Origin of the sequence: Agromyces sp. G08B096 (assembly GCF_040267705.1) — a bacterium.
In the GTDB taxonomy this organism is placed as follows: domain Bacteria; phylum Actinomycetota; class Actinomycetes; order Actinomycetales; family Microbacteriaceae; genus Agromyces.
This window is the reverse complement of sequence record NZ_CP158374.1, coordinates 3,085,670-3,101,102: the sequence shown is the minus strand read 5'-3', so window position 1 is coordinate 3,101,102 and position 15,433 is coordinate 3,085,670. Positions and strand designations below refer to the sequence as shown.

Below are 15,433 nucleotides of genomic sequence, written 5' to 3'. Positions count from 1 at the left end.
CCGCACATCGCACCGAACGCACGTCGCACCGAACGGAAACGGAAGGCAGCCATGACCACCGCAACGCAGGAATCCGAGGTCCTCGACCGGGTCGCCACCGGCCTCTACATCGGCGGCGAGTGGGTCGACGCCGAAGGCGGCAAGACCATGACGGTGTCCGACCCCGCCACCGGCGAGGTCATCAAGGAGATCGCGGATGCCTCGCCGGCCGACGGGATCCGGGCGCTCGACGCCGCGGTCGCCGCGCAGGACGCGTGGGCCGCGACGGCGCCGCGCGAGCGGGCCGAGCTGCTCCGCCGCGCGTTCGACACGCTGATGGCGCGGAAGGAGGAGTTCGCGCTCCTCATGACCCTCGAGATGGGCAAGCCCCTCGCCGAGGCGCGCGGCGAGGTGAACTACGGCGGCGAGTTCCTCCGCTGGTTCGGCGAGGAGGCCGTCCGCGTGCACGGCCGCTACGGCCTGAACCCCGAGGGCACGGGGCGCATCGTGGTCTCGCAGCGCCCGGTCGGCCCGTCGTTCTTCATCACGCCGTGGAACTTCCCGCTCGCGATGGCGACCCGGAAGATCGCGCCGGCGCTCGCGGCCGGCTGCACCGTCGTCGTGAAGCCGGCGGCACTGACGCCGCTCACGACCATCGCCTTCGTGCAGCTGCTCGAGGAGGTCGGGCTGCCGAAGGGCGTCGTGAACGTCGTGACCACGTCGAAGTCGTCGGCCCTGTCGGGCCCGATCATCGCCGACCCGCGGCTGCGGAAGCTCAGCTTCACGGGCTCCACCGAGGTGGGGCGCAGCCTCATGCAGCAGGCGGCGCAGGGCATCCTCCGCACGTCGATGGAGCTCGGCGGCAACGCGCCGTTCGTCGTCTTCGAGGACGCCGACCTCGACGCGGCCGTCGACGGCGCGATGGTCGCGAAGTTCCGCAACATCGGGCAGGCCTGCACGGCCGCGAACCGGTTCATCGTGCACGAGTCGGTCGCCGCGGAGTTCGCCCGCCGCGTCGCGGCGCGGGTGCAGGACATGCGCGTCGGACGCGGCACCGAGGACGGCATCACGATCGGCCCGCTGATCGACGACAAGGCCGTCGCCTCGACCGACGAGCTGGTGAAGGACGCCGTGGACAAGGGCGCGAAGGTGCTCACCGGGGGCGCGCCGATCGACGGCGCCGGCTCGTTCTACGCGCCGACGGTGCTCGGCGACGTGTCGGCCACCGCACGCCTGCTGAAGGAGGAGATCTTCGGCCCGGTGCTCGGCATCACCACGTTCTCCACCGAGGACGACGCCGTGCGCCTCGCGAACGACACCGAGTACGGCCTCATCTCCTACGTGTTCACGCAGGACCTGGCGCGCGGGCACCGCATGATCGACCGGCTCGCGACGGGCATGATGGGCCTGAACACGGGCCTCGTCTCCAACGCGGCGGCCCCCTTCGGCGGCGTGAAGCAGTCGGGCATCGGCCGCGAGGGCGGGTTCGAGGGCATCCACGAGTACCTCGACACGAAGTACACCCTCATCCCCGTCGCCTGAGCCGGGGCATCCGTTCACCGGGTGCGCCGCCGCTGCGGCGCGCCCGCATCCCAACCGAGAAAGCAGCACCACCCATGGAACGCATCGACTGCGACGTCGTCATCGTCGGCGCCGGCGCCGCCGGCCTCACCGCGGCCACCCGGCTGAAGGAGGCGGGGCGCTCGGTCGTCGTGCTGGAAGCCCGCGACCGCGTCGGCGGCCGGCTCTGGACCGACGACATCGATGGGGCGACGCTCGAGATCGGCGGCCAGTGGGTCTCGCCCGACCAGGACGCGCTCATCGAGACCCTCGACGAGCTGGGACTCGAGACCTACTCGCGCTACCGCGAGGGCGAGAACGTCTACATCGGCGAAGACGGCGAGCGGCGGCTCTTCGAAGGCGACATCTTCCCGGTGCCGGCGCCGACGGAGAACGAGATCGTCGGCCTCATCGAGAAGCTCGATGCGTTGGTCGCCGAGATCGATCCGGATGCCCCGTGGGCGCATCCGCGCGCCAAGGAGCTCGACGAGATCTCGTTCGCGCACTGGCTCGAGACGCAGACCGACGACGAGGAGGCGCGGCTGAACATCGGCATGTTCATCGCCGGCGCCATGCTGACCAAGCCCGCGCACGCGTTCTCCGCCCTGCAGGCGCTGCTCATGGCGGCCTCCGCGGGCTCGTTCTCGAACCTCGTCGACGCCGATTTCATCCTCGACAAGCGCGTCGTCGGCGGCCTGCAGCAGGTGCCGCTGCGCCTCGCGGAGCGCCTCGGCGACGCGGTGCGGCTGGGTCAGCCGGTGCGCACGATCCGCTGGTCGCCGGATGCCCCTGAGCGCGGCGTCGCCGTCGTCACCGACTCGCTCGAAGTGCACGCGCAGCGCGTCGTGCTCGCCCTCGCGCCCGTGCTCTACAGCCGTATTTCGTACGAGCCGCCGCTGCCCCGCCGGCAGCAGCAGCTGCACCAGCACCTGTCGATGGGCTTCGTGATCAAGGTGCACGCGGTCTACGAGACGCCGTTCTGGCGTGAGCAGGGGCTCTCTGGCACGGCGTTCAGCCCGTACGAGCTGTGCCACGAGGCCTACGACAACACGCTGCACGGCGACCCGCGCGGCACGCTCGTCGGGTTCGTCTCCGACGAGGAGGCCGACGGCGTGTTCGCCCTCTCGGCCGAGGAGCGGAAGGCGCGCATCCTCGAGTCGCTGTCGCACTACTACGGCGACGAGGCGCTGAACCCCGTCGTCTACTACGAGAGCGACTGGGGCAGCGAGGAGTGGACCCGCGGCGCGTACGCGGCGAGCTTCGACATGGGCGGCCTCGCCCGCTACGGCGCCGACCTGCGCACCCCCGTCGGCCCGATCTCGTTCGCCTGCTCCGACCTGGCCGGCAAGGGCTACCAGCACGTCGACGGGGCTATCCGCATGGGCCGCCTCGTCGCCGACCGCCTCGTCGAGGAAACCTCGTGACCGACCTGCGCATCCTCGTCGGCTACACCGCCGACGACTCCGGGGCCGACGCCCTCGCCCTGGCGGCCCGCATCGCGGCGGCCGCGGAGGCGCTGCTCGAGGTGGTCATGGTGCTGCCCATCGAGGCCCGCGGCGGCGTCGTGCCGCGCGACCCCGCGTACGAGCGGCTCGTGAAGCAGCGCTCGCAGGGCTGGCTCGCCGAGGCGTCGTCGCGTCTCGGCGACACCGTGCCGCAGTCGCTGCACATCCGCTACGCGGAGTCCTTCGCCGCCGGCCTCGTCGAGGCGGCGCACGAGTTCGACGCCGCCCTCATCGTCGTGGGCGCCGCCCGCGGCGGGCTGTTCGGCCGCACCCGCATCGGCTCGGTCGCGAACGAGCTGCTGCACTCCTCCGACGTGCCCGTCGCGCTCGCCCCCGTCGGGTCGCGTGAGGTCGCCCTCGGGCAGGGCGTCACGCGCGTGACCGCAGCGGTCGGCGACAAGCCCGGCCCCGTGCTCGACGCCTCCGTCGCGCTCGCCGGGGCCGTGCACGCACCGCTCCGCCTGCTCTCGCTCGTGCCGGTCGATCTGCCCTCGGGCGTCGACACCGACCTCGTCGAGCTCACGAGCACGGTGAGCGCCGAACGTCTCCTCGACGACGCACGCGCCGCGCTGCCCGCCGGCGTCGAGGCGACCGCCACGGTCGCGACCGGCGAGACCATCGAGGAGTCCGTCCGGGCGCTCGAGTGGCACGCCGGCGAGGTCGTGCTCGTCGGCTCCAGCCGGCTGGCCGCCCCCTCGCGACTGTTCCTCGGCTCGACGGCATCGAAGATGCTGCGCGAGCTCCCGGTGCCGCTGATCGTGGTACCCCGCACCACCGGAAAGACCGTGCAATGACGCATCCCGACGCCCCGTCCCCCCGCACCGCGCCCGCCGCGGCCGAACCGCACGCGCCGCTGACAGAGGCCAGCGCGACCATCGACGGCGACGCCGGCCTCTCGAAGAAGGGCCTGTCGGCCGGGTCGGTCGGGCTCATCGGGGCGATCGTCATCGGCATCTCGTGCATCGCCCCGGCGTACACGCTGACGGGGGCGCTCGGCCCGACCGTGGCCGAGGTCGGCACGCAGCTGCCCGCGATCTTCCTGCTCGGATTCATCCCGATGCTGCTGGTCGCCTTCGGCTACCGCGAGCTGAACTCGGCGATGCCCGACTCGGGCACCTCGTTCACCTGGGCGACGCGGGCCTTCGGCCCGTGGGTCGGCTGGATGGCGGGCTGGGGCCTCATCGCCGCGACGGTGGTGGTGCTCTCGAACCTCGCGGGCATCGCGGTGGAGTTCTTCTACCTCGCGCTCGCGCAGGCGTTCAACAACCCGGATCTGGCCGAGCTCGTCGGCAACCCGTTCGTGAACGTGGTGACCTGCCTGGTGTTCATCCTCGGCGCGACGTTCATCTCGTACCGCGACATGCAAACGACGCAGAAGGTGCAGTACTGGCTGGTCGGGTTCCAGCTGATCGTGATGATCGGCTTCGGAGTCGCGGCGTTCTGGCACGTCGCGAACGGCACCGCGTTCGACCCGACGCAGGTCGAGCTCAGCTGGTTCAACCCGCTCGAGGTGGGCTCGTTCACCGCCGTCGTCGCGGGCCTGTCGGTCTCGCTGTTCGTGTTCTGGGGCTGGGACGTCACCCTCACGATGAACGAGGAGACGAAGGGCTCGAACACGACCCCCGGTCGTGCGGCGACGCTCACCGTCACCATCGTGGTGGCGATCTACCTCTTCGTCGCGATGGGGGCGCTCGCGTTCGCGGGCACCGGCGACTCCGGCGTCGGGCTCGGCAATCCCGAGATCCAGGAGAACGCGTTCTTCTACCTCGCCGGGCCCATCCTCGGCCCGCTCGCGATCCTCATGTCGCTCGCGGTGCTGTCGAGCTCGGCGGCCTCACTGCAGTCGACGTTCGTGTCGCCGGCGCGCACGCTCCTGGCGATGGGGCACTACGGTGCGCTGCCGTCGAAGTTCGCCCGGGTCAGCCCGCGGTTCTTCACCCCGGGCTACGCGACCGTGGTGTCGGCCGTGGTCGCCGCCGTCTTCTACACGGTGATGCGGTTCGTGAGCGAGGACGTCCTCTGGGACACGATCACCACCCTCGGCATGATGATCTGCTTCTACTACGGGCTCACGGCGTTCGCGGCGGTCTGGTACTTCCGGAAGACCTGGTTCCAGAGCTTCCGGAACGCGTTCTTCCGGCTCGTCGCGCCGCTCGTGGGCGGGCTGATCCTCGCGGTGCTGTTCTTCACGACGCTGATCGACAGCATGGACCCCTCGTACGGCAGCGGGTCGAACATCGGCGGCGTCGGCCTCGTGTTCATCCTCGGCATCGTGATCCTCGCGACGGGCGTCGTCATCATGGTGTGGCAGCGGATCAAGCGCCCGGAGTTCTTCCGCGGCGAGCGGCTGTCGAAGGACGTCGCGAAGGCGTAACCGGCCCCGAACGCAGACCGCCCGCCGGCGATACCCGGCGGGCGGTCTGCGTTTCCGCGTCAGCGTGCGGCGCGGCGGGCGAGGGCGGCGAGTCCGCCGATCAGCAGCAGCGCGCCCAGGGCGACGACGAAGACGAGCGCGAATCCTCCGGGCGTGAGCTGCGACCACCAGTCGGTCGCCGCCGCGCGGCGGTCGGGGTCGCCGAGCACGGCGAGGAGACCGCCCGCGATCGCGGCGAACACGAGCCCCCAGATGATCCCCGCCCAGCGGATGCGGGGCCCAGCGGGCGGCACGGGCGGCGCGGCGGGCGCCTCCGCGCGCATCGCGCCGGGTGCGGGCGACGACGACGCGGATGCCTCGGCCGCCGGCGGGGTGAGCGGCACGGTGGGATTTTCGGGGGAGGAGGGCGTGAAGGGCACGCCGGATGTCTCGGGGGCGGCCTCGTACGGTCGCGTCGGGTGGTCGTCGCCGGCCGGCTCGGTGCGCGGCGTCGGGTGCTCGCCGCCGGTTCGCTCGGTGCGGCCGGTGATCGGCTCGGTGGTGTCGTCGGTCATCTCAACGCTCCTCGGTGGTGGGGCCGTCGACCTCGACGACGACGATGCGGGTGGCGCCCGCGCGGATGGCCAGGTGCGCGTCGGCGACCCCGGTCTCGAGTCCGGGGCCGATCTCGCGGTGGAGGGTGCTGACGCCGTCGCGAGCGGCGGTGAGCTGCGCGCCCTCGAACGTCTGCGGGCCGCGGCCGATGTCGCGGGCGAGCTCCACCCAGCACGAGCCGCAGGCGATGTCGAGCGACAGCCGGGTGCCGTCGCGCACCTCGACCTGCACCGAGCCGGCGCCCTGGAGGACGGTCATCTCGGGCGTGCCGGCGCGTTCGGCGACGGACTCGTCGAGGGTCAGCGACACCTCCCCGACGGGCTGGATGAGCGTCGCCGACCTGACGTCGCCGCCGGAGCTCGCCCAGGCGAGTTCGCTGCGCGGTCCGGTGGCGGCGCCGAGCGCCGCGACCAGCAGCACCACGGTGACGAAGGCGAGGAAGCCGCTGCGCCGGCGGAGGACGCCCGCGAGCACCATCGACAGTGCGGTGACGAGGGCCGCCGCGGCGAGGCCGATGGGCAGCGCCCACGGTGACTGCCCCTCGGCGGTGAGCGCGAGGAAGGAGGCCACCGCGCCCGCGAGCATCGCGGCGCCGAAGGTCGCGACGACGTACGCGAAGCTCGTCCGCGGGCGGGTCGCGCGCCGGAGCAGCCGGGCCTCCTCGGCCTCGGCCTGGTATGCCGCGGCCCTCGCCCGGTGCTCGGCGTGGATCTGCGCCCGCGCCCGGCGGTTCGCTTCGGCCTGAGCCCGCCTCCACGCGTCGAGCTCGAGACGCCACGCCTCGTGCTGCGCTTTCCAGGTCTCGTAGTCGGCGGTCGAGCTCGACGGCGCCGGCGGGGCCGGCTCGACCGGAGCCGGGCCGGTGGAGGCCGCCGCCGTCGCGGCGTCGGATGCCGCGGACGCGGTCGTGGCCGACGCCCCCGGCGCAGCGCCGGGGGCTGCACTCCCGGACGCGGCATCCCCTGGAGCCGGCGCGCCCGGCGAGGCGGCCGCACCGGGGGCGCCGCGCCGGCTCAGCCACGTGACGAGCCAGAAGATCCCGGTGACGACGCCGCCGAGGACGAGGAGCATCCACAGCACGCGGAGCACGTCGAACGCGCCGTCGCCGTCGACGCCCCAGCCCCAGCCCCACCCGTCGAGCCACCAGGGCAGGCCGACCGCCGGCGCGAAGAGCCCGATGACGAGGAAGATGCCGATGCCGACGATGGCGTTGTCGAACACGCCGCGGATAGTCTGCTCGAGGTGGATGCGTCCGCGCTCGTCGGGCAGGAGCAGCCAGGCCACGCCGTACGCGAGGAACGCCGGTGCACCGAAGAGCGCCAGCACCACGAGGATGCCCCGCACGATGACGGGATCGATGCCGAGCCGTGCCGCGACGCCGGCGGCGACCCCGCCGATCCAGCCCGGGCGCCTCGGCACCCCGAGCGATCGGAGCCAGTCGAAGAAGCCGGTGCCGGGGGCCGCGCCCGGCGCGGCGGGCGGCGGCGGGGGCGGCGGCGCCTCTGGGGCGGGAGGGGTCGGAATGGATGCCATGTTCCGATGCTCCCGCCGCATCGGGGTGCCCCGCCATCGGGAACCACCCTGAGCCGACCCTGATTCCGGGTCCCGGTCCCGCCGGGGGCACCTCGCTCGTGCTTGGATCGAGGACATGAGCACCGTGCGGGCGACTCCCGTGCTCGTGCGCCGGCGCGACTGCTACGTCGCGGGCGTCGCGGGCGGCCTCGCCGACCATCTCGGCTGGCCGGTGTTCGTGGTGCGCCTCGTCTTCGTCGCCACGACGCTGCTCGCGGGGGCGGGTGCGCTGCTGTACGGCTGGCTGTGGGCACTGACGCCGTGGGCCGATCCCGACGGCGAGCGGCGCGAGCAGGCGATCGTGCGTCGAGCGCCCGTCGCCGTCGTCCTCACCGCCGGGGCGGTCGTCGCGGCGCTGGTCGCCATCGCGCTCGCCACGGTCGCCGAGGCCGCGCCCGACGCGTCCCCGCGCTGGACCGCCCCGGCCGTGATCGCCATCGCGCTGGCCGTCGCGGCGGGGGCCTGGGCGAGCTTCATCGACCGGCCCGACCCCGAGCGGGGCCGCCGGCTCGAGTTCGGCGTCCGGATCGCGTTGACCGTCTCGCTCGTCGCCCTCGCGGTGGCCCTCGCCGCGGGACGCGCCGCCGACGCCGATCCGGTGCTGGCGCTCGGCTGCGCCTTCGGGGCGCTCGTGGGCGTCGCGCTGGTCTACGCGCCCGAGCTCGTGCGGCTCTGGCGCGACCTCTCCGACGAGCGCGTGCGCCGCATCCGCGACGAGCAGCGCAGCGCGATGGCCGCGCACCTGCACGACTCCGTGCTGCAGACCCTCGCGCTCATCCAGAACCGGGCGGGCGCGTCGAGCGAGGCGGGTCGTCTGGCGCGCGCCCAGGAACGCGAGCTCCGCAGCTGGCTGCACGGCGGGGATGCCCCGGCCGACAGCGATCTCGCCACCGACCTGCGGGACTTCGCCGCGGCGCTCGAGCTCGACTACCCCGTGCGGATCGAGGTCATCGCCGTCGGGATGTCCGACGAGCGCGCGAGCGGCGACGTCGCGTCGGCGGCACGCGAGGCGATGCTGAACGCGGCCAGGCACGCGGGCGGCGAGATCTCGGTGTACCTCGAGGGCTCGGAGCGAGGTGTGGACGTCTACATCCGCGACCGCGGACCCGGATTCGAGCCGGCCGACGTCCCGACCGACCGCCTCGGCGTCCGGGAGTCGATCATCGGCCGGATGCGCCGCGCCGGTGGGTCGGCCACGGTCGGCCGCGGCGCCGACGGCACCGGCACCGAGGTGCACCTGCGACACGAGACGGAGGCCGCCCGTGGCTGACCCGCACGAGTCCGCGGCCGCGCCGCTGCGCGTCGTCGTCGTGGACGACCACTCGATCTTCAGGTCGGGGCTGCGTGCCGACCTCGACGCGTCGATCGAGGTCGTCGGCGAGGCATCCGATGTGCCGTCCGCGCTCGAGGTGGTCGCGCGCGAGCGGCCCGACGTGGTGCTGCTCGACGTGCACCTGCCGGGCGGCAGCGATCAGACCGTCACCGGCGGCGCCGAGGTGCTGCGACGCGTCGCCCCGCTCGTGCCCGACACCCGGTTCCTCGCCCTCAGCGTGTCGGACAAGGCGGAGGACGTCGTCGGCGTGATCCGGGGCGGTGCGCGCGGCTACATCACCAAGGGCGCCTCCGGCGCGGAGGTCAGCCGTGCCGCGCACGCCGTCGCGAGCGGCGACGCGGTGTTCTCGCCGAGGCTCGCGGGGTTCGTGCTCGACGCCTTCGGCGCGGCGGTCGGCGAGACCGCGGCCGCCGACGACGAGCTCGACCGGCTCTCGGCGCGCGAGCAGGAGGTCATGCGGCTCATCGCCCGCGGCTACGCCTACAAGGAGGTCGCCTCGACGCTGTTCATCTCGACGAAGACGGTCGAGACGCACGTGTCGAGCGTGCTGCGCAAGCTCCAGCTCTCGAGCCGGCACGAGCTCACGGCGTGGGCGACGGCGCGCCGCCTGCTCTGACGACCGGGCGACGGCGCCGACGGTCGCCGCGCGAGCGGGCCGGAACGCGATGAGCGGATGCCCCGCGACGGGACATCCGCTCATCGGTGCCGGAGAGCCCGGCCGGTGTCACTCCGCGGTGACGGCGTCCCACCGCTTGAGGAACGTCGCGAGGTGCTCGCGCGTGACGACGGTGGTCGGGCCGAAGGTGCCGCTCACCGTCGTGATGCCCTCGGCCTTCAGCCACTCGATGGGCGTGAAGAACGCGTGACCCTTCGGCACGTCGCTGAACGTCGCGGTCGCGGGCGCTGTGAACGACACGTCTGCCGCGCGGTAGAGGAACGCCGCGAGCTCCTGCCGCTTGAGCTGGGCCGACGGGCTGAACGTGCCGGTCACCGAGGTGATGCCCTCGGCCTTCAGCCACTCGATCGCCGTGCGCGCCTCGTGGTCGGCCGGGACGTCCCGGAAGGTCGGCGTCGCGGGCAACACGAACTCGGGTGAGCCAGCGAGGCGGTAGAGCGCGACCGCGACCGTCGCGCGTGTCGCCGCGGCCTTCGCGTCGAACCGGACGATCCCGTCGGTGCCGCGGACGCCGTCGATGACGCCGTTCGCGCCCGCCCAGGCCACGTTCGCCGCGTGCCCGGTGGTGCCGGTGACGTCCGCGAAGCGGGGCAGCACCGCGGCGGTCGCGGCCGAGGTGGCGACGAGGGGCTCGGCGCCGGGACGGGTCCCGGTGACCTCGACGCTGATCGCGGCACCGGCCTGCGCATCGGCGGGCGTGAACTCCGCGCCGGTCGCGCCGTCGACGGGCTGACCGCCCGCGAGCCAGCGGTAGGCGAGCTCGGCACCGGGGCCCCAGTCGCCCGCGTTCGCGGTGAGCGTCTGGCCGACCTGCGCGACCCCGGTGAGCGTCGACGTCGGCGCGGGCTCCGGCTCGGGCTCGGTACGGCTCATGACCGCGTCGATGCCGAAGAACTCGCCGCCGTTCGGCGCCTCGATGACGGTCGCCTCGGCCTGCGTCGCCGCACGCTCCCAGTACTGGGTGACGTACGGATCGGCGGAGCCGGAGACATCCTCGAACTTCACAACGTAGTTGCCGGGCGGCATCCCGCCCGCGCGGTAGGAGATCTCGTCGCCCGACCCGCCGTGGGCCGGCGGCTCGGCCCAGGTGCCCGGCGCGCGCTCGTACAGGATCGTGACGCGCGCGTCGCGAGCGGGGCCGCCGTGCTCATCGATGACGCTGCCGCCGATCGTGACGCCGGGGCGGGTGAGCACGTCGACGTCGCCGGCATCCGTCGCCGCCGCGACCTGCACGGCCGCCGCCTCTTCGGGGTAGTACGCGTCGCCGTAGTAAGTCGCCGCCCAGCTCGCGCTCGACGAGCCGTACGACAGCACGGTGTACTCGCCTGGCGCCAGGCCCGAGACCTCGTACCCGCCGTCCTCGCCCGCTCGCTCGGAGGTCACGCGCTCCCAGGCGCCTGCGGCGTCCTTCCTGAGCACGTCGAAGTACGCGCCCGCGGCAGGCGTGGCCGCGCCCGCTGCGCCCTGCGTGAGGATGCCCGAGACCGAGCCGCCCGCGGTCAGCTGCGCGTCGACGCCCTCGACCTCGTCGCCCGGGGCGACCGAGAGGACCGTCGCCGAGGCACGATCGACCGCGCCCTGCCAGAACTGCTGCCCGAGGTCGCCGTCGAAGTCGGAGAAGCCGACCACGTAGTCCGCCTGCTCGAGACCCGCGAGCCGGTACGTGCCGTCAGCGGCGGTCGTGGCGGTCACCGTCTCGACCCAGCGGTCGGGCGAGCCGGCGTAGACCGCGGAGACGTCCACGCCCTCGACGGGTGCGCCGCCCGAGGTGACGGTGCCCTCGATGACCGCGCCGGCGTTCAGCTCGAAGTCGGCGGTGACCGCCTGACCGGCCTCGAGGTCGAGGCGGGTGGCGGCGTCGGCCGAGTAGACGTCCTGCCAGTACTCGTCGACGAGCTCGGTCGTGCTGCCCCAGCCGGGACCGGCCTTCAGGACGTATTCGCCCGCGGGGAGCCCGGTGATCGTGTAGCTGCCGTCGCCCGCGACGGAGGCCCCGCCGCGCGTGCTGTTCAGATCGCTCGTGAGGTACGCGTAGACGTACCCGCCGGCGACCGGCGCCCCCGCGTCGTCGACGACGGTGCCGGAGACGGTCGCGCCGACCTCCAGGGTGGGCGCGATGGTGGCCGCGGCGCCGGCGGTCACGACGATGTCGGTCGCGCCCTCGAGGGAGGCGGCGCCGTCCCAGTACTCGTACACGTACTGTGCGGTCGAGGCCTGCGGGCCGAGCGCCGCGCGATAGGTGCCGGGCTCGAGGCCCTCGATCGCGAACGAGCCGTCGGCGGCGGTGCGGGCGTCCTGGCCCTCGCCCCACAGCAGGTTCCAGCAGTCGATCTGCTGCGTGGGATCGAAGTCGGGGTCGCAGTGGAACAGCTGCACCCAGACGCCCTCGAGGGGCGCCCCTGCCTCGCCGGTGACGACACCGGCGATCGAGCCGGTCGTCTCGGGCTCGGCCGCGTTCGCGGGTGCGGCGAAGCCGGCGAGGCCGAGCGCCACCGCGAAGGCGCCTGCGGCGGCGAGAAGGCGCCGGCCGAGCCGGCCGGGCGGGGATCCGTGAGCGTGCGTCTGCATGATGTCCTTCCGTGCGAGCCGGGAATGGCAGCATTCCGACGCTACAAACGGAGACTGCACTACGCGATGGGCAGGACTCCCCAGGTGGCGGCCGGGCTCACCCCATGGGGCCGGGCGCCTGGCCGGTGTACATCGCGTAGGTGGCGTCGGCCGCGGCGTTCGCGACCGCGGCGTCGGTGCCGTTCGCGGCCTGGGCGGCGGCCCAGCGGTCGGCGCTGCCGCGCATGAACGCGAGCCCCTCGTCGCTCATCACCCACTCGCTGGCGTTCTCGGGGGTCACCTCGCCGGTGGTCAGGTGCAGGTCGAGCCCGAGCATCGCCTGGTCCCAGCCGATGCCGGTGCCGGACGGGCCGTACTGCTCCCAGATCTCGTCGGGCACGTCGGCGACCCGGGCGACGTGCTCGAGCTCGACGCGGGTGCGCTCGTCGTCGAGGGCGCTGAGCCGGACCGTGATCCAGGTGACGCCGCCGCCGTACTCCCACGTCGCGGCGAACGAGTTCGGGGCGTCGCACGCCTCGATGGTGCCGCCGGCGTTGCCCTCGAGCTGATAGCGGCCGCCGAGGCGCAGGTCGCCCGAGACCGGCAGGAACCAGCGCGGGATGCGCTCGGCCGAGGTGAGGGCGCTCCAGACGTCGTCGATGGGCGCGGGATAGATGCGGGCGACGGTCTGCACACGCACGGCCTCGCCGTCGCGCTCGCCGTCGGCGATGCCGCGGTCGGCGGCGTCGAGCTGGGCTCGGATGTCCATGTCAGGTCTCCTTCATCTCGGAATCGCGGGTGCGGGGGCCGCCGTCGTCGTCGGGCGGGTCAGGCGGGCCGCCGGCCGACGCCGCCTCGGCGGCGAGCCGGCGCTGCCGCTTCGAGCGGGCCAGCTCGGTGCCGAGCGCGTCGAGCCTCGGCTCCCAGAACCGTTCGAACGGGGTGAACCACCGGGCCGCCTCGGCGATCGGCTCAGGGTCGAGCGCGTAGAGGCGCCTGGTGCCCTCGGCGCGCACGGTGGCAAACCCGGCCTCCCGGAGCACGCGGAGGTGCTGCGAGACGCCGGGCTGACTGATGCCGAACTCGCGCTGCACGACCTCGCCCACCTCGCCCGCCGAGCGCTCGCCGTCGGCGAGGAGCTCGACGATGCGCCGGCGGACCGGGTCGCCCAGGAGATCGAGTGCGTGCATGGCTCTATGTTTCACTCGAAGCTTATATAAGTCAAGAGTGAATCTATGCGGACTCCGAGAGCCGTTCGACGCCCGCGACCGCGGCCGCGACCACCACCTCGAAACTGCGGTCGAGATCGTCGGGCAGTCCGAACCCGCCGCCGAGCTCGAGCGCCACGAACCCGTGCACCGCCGATCGGAGCAGCCGCACGGCGTCGACCTCGCGTTCGGCGGGCAGTCCGAACCCGCGGAGCACTGCCGCGAGCGAGGCGAGGAGCCCGTCGGACTCCTCCGCCAGCTCGCGCTCGGGCCAGCCGCCCCCACTCGCCTCGGCCGCCGCCCGCAGCGCCGGCGCGACCTGCACTGCGGCGTACCAGCCCGGGTGCTGCCTCGCGAACGTGCGGATGCCTCGCGCGACGGCGCCCAAGGCGTCCGCGCCCGAGCGCCCCACGGCCTCGGCGTCGACCGACCGCCGCAGCGCCTGCACCGCGCCGAGGGCCACTCCGCGCCGCACCTCGTCGAGCCCGGTGACGTGCTTGTAGAGGCTCGGCACCGCCACGCCCGTGCGCTCGGCGATCGCCGCGAGCGTCAGCCGGTCGAAGCCGTCGACGCCCGCCGAGTCCACGAACTCGAGGGCGGCGGCGACAACCGCGTCGCGCGAGAGCCCCGCCCTAGGCACGGGGCATCCGCCACTCGTCGCCCGACCGGAGTCCGTCGGCGAAGGCGACGACTTCGGGAACGACGACGTCGGGGCGCTGCGCGTGCGGGTAGTGCCCGGCCTCGGGCACCTCGACGACCCGTGCGCCGAGGGTGCGGAACCACTCCGCCTCGGCGGCCGGGTCGGGGAAGTCGGGGTCGAGGAGTCCGACGACCTGCAGCATGGGGGCGCGGACGGCGGGAAGGGCGCGTTCGGCCTCCTCGTGGTCGAGGGCGAGCGTGAGTCGTCGCAGGTCGCGGAGCCGCCCCGGCTCGCGGAGCTTGGCGGCGACCGCCGCGACGTGCTCGTCGAGCCAGGGGGCGGTGCGGCCGCGGTTGATCGACCGGTAGAAGCCGCCCCAGAACGCCGCTCCCCAGGGGCGGGCCAGCGCCACGCGGTACACCAGCGGCATGACGGTCCGGACGATCGCGGGGGAGTCGGGGTTGCGCAGCAGGGCGCCGAGCCCGACGACTCCGGCGACGAGGCCCGGCTCGCGCGCGGCGGCGATCGCGGCGGCCGCTCCGCTCAGGGAGCTGCCGATGAGGACGGCGGGGCCGCCGAGCTCGCGGACCAGGGCGATCAGGTCGCCCGCCACGGCCGCGTCGCTGAAGTCGGTGAACCCCGTGTCCGAGTCGCCGTGACTGCGCAGGTCGGTGACGGCGACGCGGTAGCCGGCGGCGATGAGCGGCCCGGCGAGGTCGCGGTAGGAGTCGCGCAGGTCGCCCATGCCGGGTGCGGCGACCACGAGCGGGCCCGCGCCCGCGACGGTGTAGGAGATGCGACCCTCGGGCCGCGACAGGAATCGGACCTCGATCGTTTCGCTCATGCGCATAGCCGTAAAGCTAATTCAGTTAGCTACGAACCGCAAGTGGGCGTCGTCGAATCTCATCCGGGATGCCTCGGCCGCGCCGGCTCCGCACGCCGCAGCGCCCAGCCGGGCAGCCGGCCCGCCCCCGGCGCCGTTCGGTAGTCTGTCGGGGTGCCAGTGAACCCCGAGCTCCAAGGGCGCACCCTGCCCCCCACCGAGCCGTACCTCGTCGGGCGTGAGAAGGTGCGCGAGTTCGCGCGCGCGGTCTTCGCGACCAGCCCCATCCACTTCGACCCCGACGCAGCCAGGGCCGCCGGGCACGCCGACGTCGTCGCCCCGCCGACCTTCCCGATCGTCGTGCAGGAGCTCACGCTCGCCCAGCTGCTCGCCGAGCCCGACGCCGACATCGACTTCTCCCGCGTCGTGCACGGCGACCAGCGCTTCAGCTACTCCCGCCCGGTCGTCGCGGGCGACGAGCTGACCGCGACGCTCACCGTGACCAGCGTGAAGAGCCTCGGCGGGCACTCCATCGTGGTCGCCGAGTCGAACATCGTCGACGCCGACGGCGCCCACGTCGTGACCGCGACATCCCAGCTCGTCGTACGCGGGGAGGACTGAC

At 73.6% G+C, this 15,433-nt stretch carries 14 protein-coding genes; 7 read left to right on the top strand and 7 right to left on the bottom strand.

Features of this window, described 5'->3' with window-relative positions; genetic code table 11:
- Positions 1-51: 51 nt before the first annotated feature.
- The 4 genes from ABIQ69_RS14805 (at position 52) to ABIQ69_RS14790 (ending at position 5,418) form a co-directional block, all read left to right on the top strand.
- Positions 52-1,521, top strand: coding sequence for an NAD-dependent succinate-semialdehyde dehydrogenase (locus ABIQ69_RS14805; protein ID WP_350347894.1), 1,470 nt, complete (start codon positions 52-54; stop codon positions 1,519-1,521).
- 74 nt (positions 1,522-1,595) lie between these two features.
- Positions 1,596-2,963: an NAD(P)/FAD-dependent oxidoreductase gene (locus tag ABIQ69_RS14800; protein WP_350347893.1), complete on the top strand. Its 1,368-nt coding sequence runs from the start codon at positions 1,596-1,598 to the stop codon at positions 2,961-2,963.
- A complete protein-coding gene (locus ABIQ69_RS14795; protein ID WP_350347892.1) occupies positions 2,960-3,838 on the top strand; it encodes a universal stress protein in 879 nt (292 codons plus the stop codon). The genes ABIQ69_RS14800 and ABIQ69_RS14795 overlap by 4 nt, the downstream gene beginning before the upstream one ends.
- The gene (locus tag ABIQ69_RS14790) at positions 3,835-5,418 is read left to right on the top strand and encodes an APC family permease (RefSeq protein WP_350347891.1); all 1,584 of its coding nucleotides are present in this window, start codon (positions 3,835-3,837) and stop codon (positions 5,416-5,418) included. Before ABIQ69_RS14795 ends, ABIQ69_RS14790 begins: the two co-directional genes overlap by 4 nt.
- Before the next feature lie 59 nt (positions 5,419-5,477).
- Here the strand turns inward: ABIQ69_RS14790 and ABIQ69_RS14785 are convergent, their stop codons facing one another.
- Positions 5,478-5,972, bottom strand: a complete 495-nt coding sequence (locus ABIQ69_RS14785; protein ID WP_350347890.1) for a hypothetical protein — start codon at positions 5,970-5,972, stop codon at positions 5,478-5,480.
- 1 nt (position 5,973) lies between these two features.
- Positions 5,974-7,545 (bottom strand): PspC domain-containing protein, encoded by a 1,572-nt coding sequence (locus ABIQ69_RS14780; RefSeq protein ID WP_350347889.1) that lies wholly within the window; start codon positions 7,543-7,545, stop codon positions 5,974-5,976.
- Between the two features lie 115 nt (positions 7,546-7,660).
- On the opposite strand from ABIQ69_RS14780, the gene ABIQ69_RS14775 reads away from it, so the two are divergent.
- Positions 7,661-8,854 carry a PspC domain-containing protein gene (locus ABIQ69_RS14775; protein ID WP_350347888.1) on the top strand — a complete coding sequence of 398 codons (1,194 nt, stop codon included), beginning with the start codon at positions 7,661-7,663 and terminating at the stop codon, positions 8,852-8,854.
- Positions 8,847-9,533 (top strand): response regulator transcription factor, encoded by a 687-nt coding sequence (locus ABIQ69_RS14770; protein ID WP_350347887.1) that lies wholly within the window; start codon positions 8,847-8,849, stop codon positions 9,531-9,533. The genes ABIQ69_RS14775 and ABIQ69_RS14770 overlap by 8 nt, the downstream gene beginning before the upstream one ends.
- Positions 9,534-9,641: 108 nt before the next feature.
- Here ABIQ69_RS14770 and ABIQ69_RS14765 read toward each other — a convergent pair whose 3' ends face one another.
- The 5 genes from ABIQ69_RS14765 to ABIQ69_RS14745 form a co-directional block, all read right to left on the bottom strand.
- Positions 9,642-12,161 carry a carboxypeptidase regulatory-like domain-containing protein gene (locus ABIQ69_RS14765; protein WP_350347886.1) on the bottom strand — a complete coding sequence of 840 codons (2,520 nt, stop codon included), beginning with the start codon at positions 12,159-12,161 and terminating at the stop codon, positions 9,642-9,644.
- A gap of 97 nt (positions 12,162-12,258) precedes the next feature.
- A complete protein-coding gene (locus ABIQ69_RS14760; RefSeq protein WP_350347885.1) occupies positions 12,259-12,909 on the bottom strand; it encodes an SRPBCC family protein in 651 nt (216 codons plus the stop codon).
- Between the two features lies 1 nt (position 12,910).
- Entirely contained in the window at positions 12,911-13,330 is a 420-nt protein-coding gene (locus tag ABIQ69_RS14755) for a metalloregulator ArsR/SmtB family transcription factor (protein WP_350347884.1), read from the bottom strand.
- A gap of 43 nt (positions 13,331-13,373) precedes the next feature.
- Positions 13,374-13,988, bottom strand: coding sequence for a WHG domain-containing protein (locus ABIQ69_RS14750; RefSeq protein WP_350347883.1), 615 nt, complete (start codon positions 13,986-13,988; stop codon positions 13,374-13,376).
- Positions 13,981-14,832 carry an alpha/beta hydrolase gene (locus ABIQ69_RS14745; RefSeq protein WP_350347882.1) on the bottom strand — a complete coding sequence of 284 codons (852 nt, stop codon included), beginning with the start codon at positions 14,830-14,832 and terminating at the stop codon, positions 13,981-13,983. The genes ABIQ69_RS14750 and ABIQ69_RS14745 overlap by 8 nt, the downstream gene beginning before the upstream one ends.
- Before the next feature lie 153 nt (positions 14,833-14,985).
- On the opposite strand from ABIQ69_RS14745, the gene ABIQ69_RS14740 reads away from it, so the two are divergent.
- Positions 14,986-15,432, top strand: a complete 447-nt coding sequence (locus ABIQ69_RS14740; protein ID WP_350347881.1) for a MaoC family dehydratase N-terminal domain-containing protein — start codon at positions 14,986-14,988, stop codon at positions 15,430-15,432.
- Position 15,433: the final 1 nt, after the last annotated feature.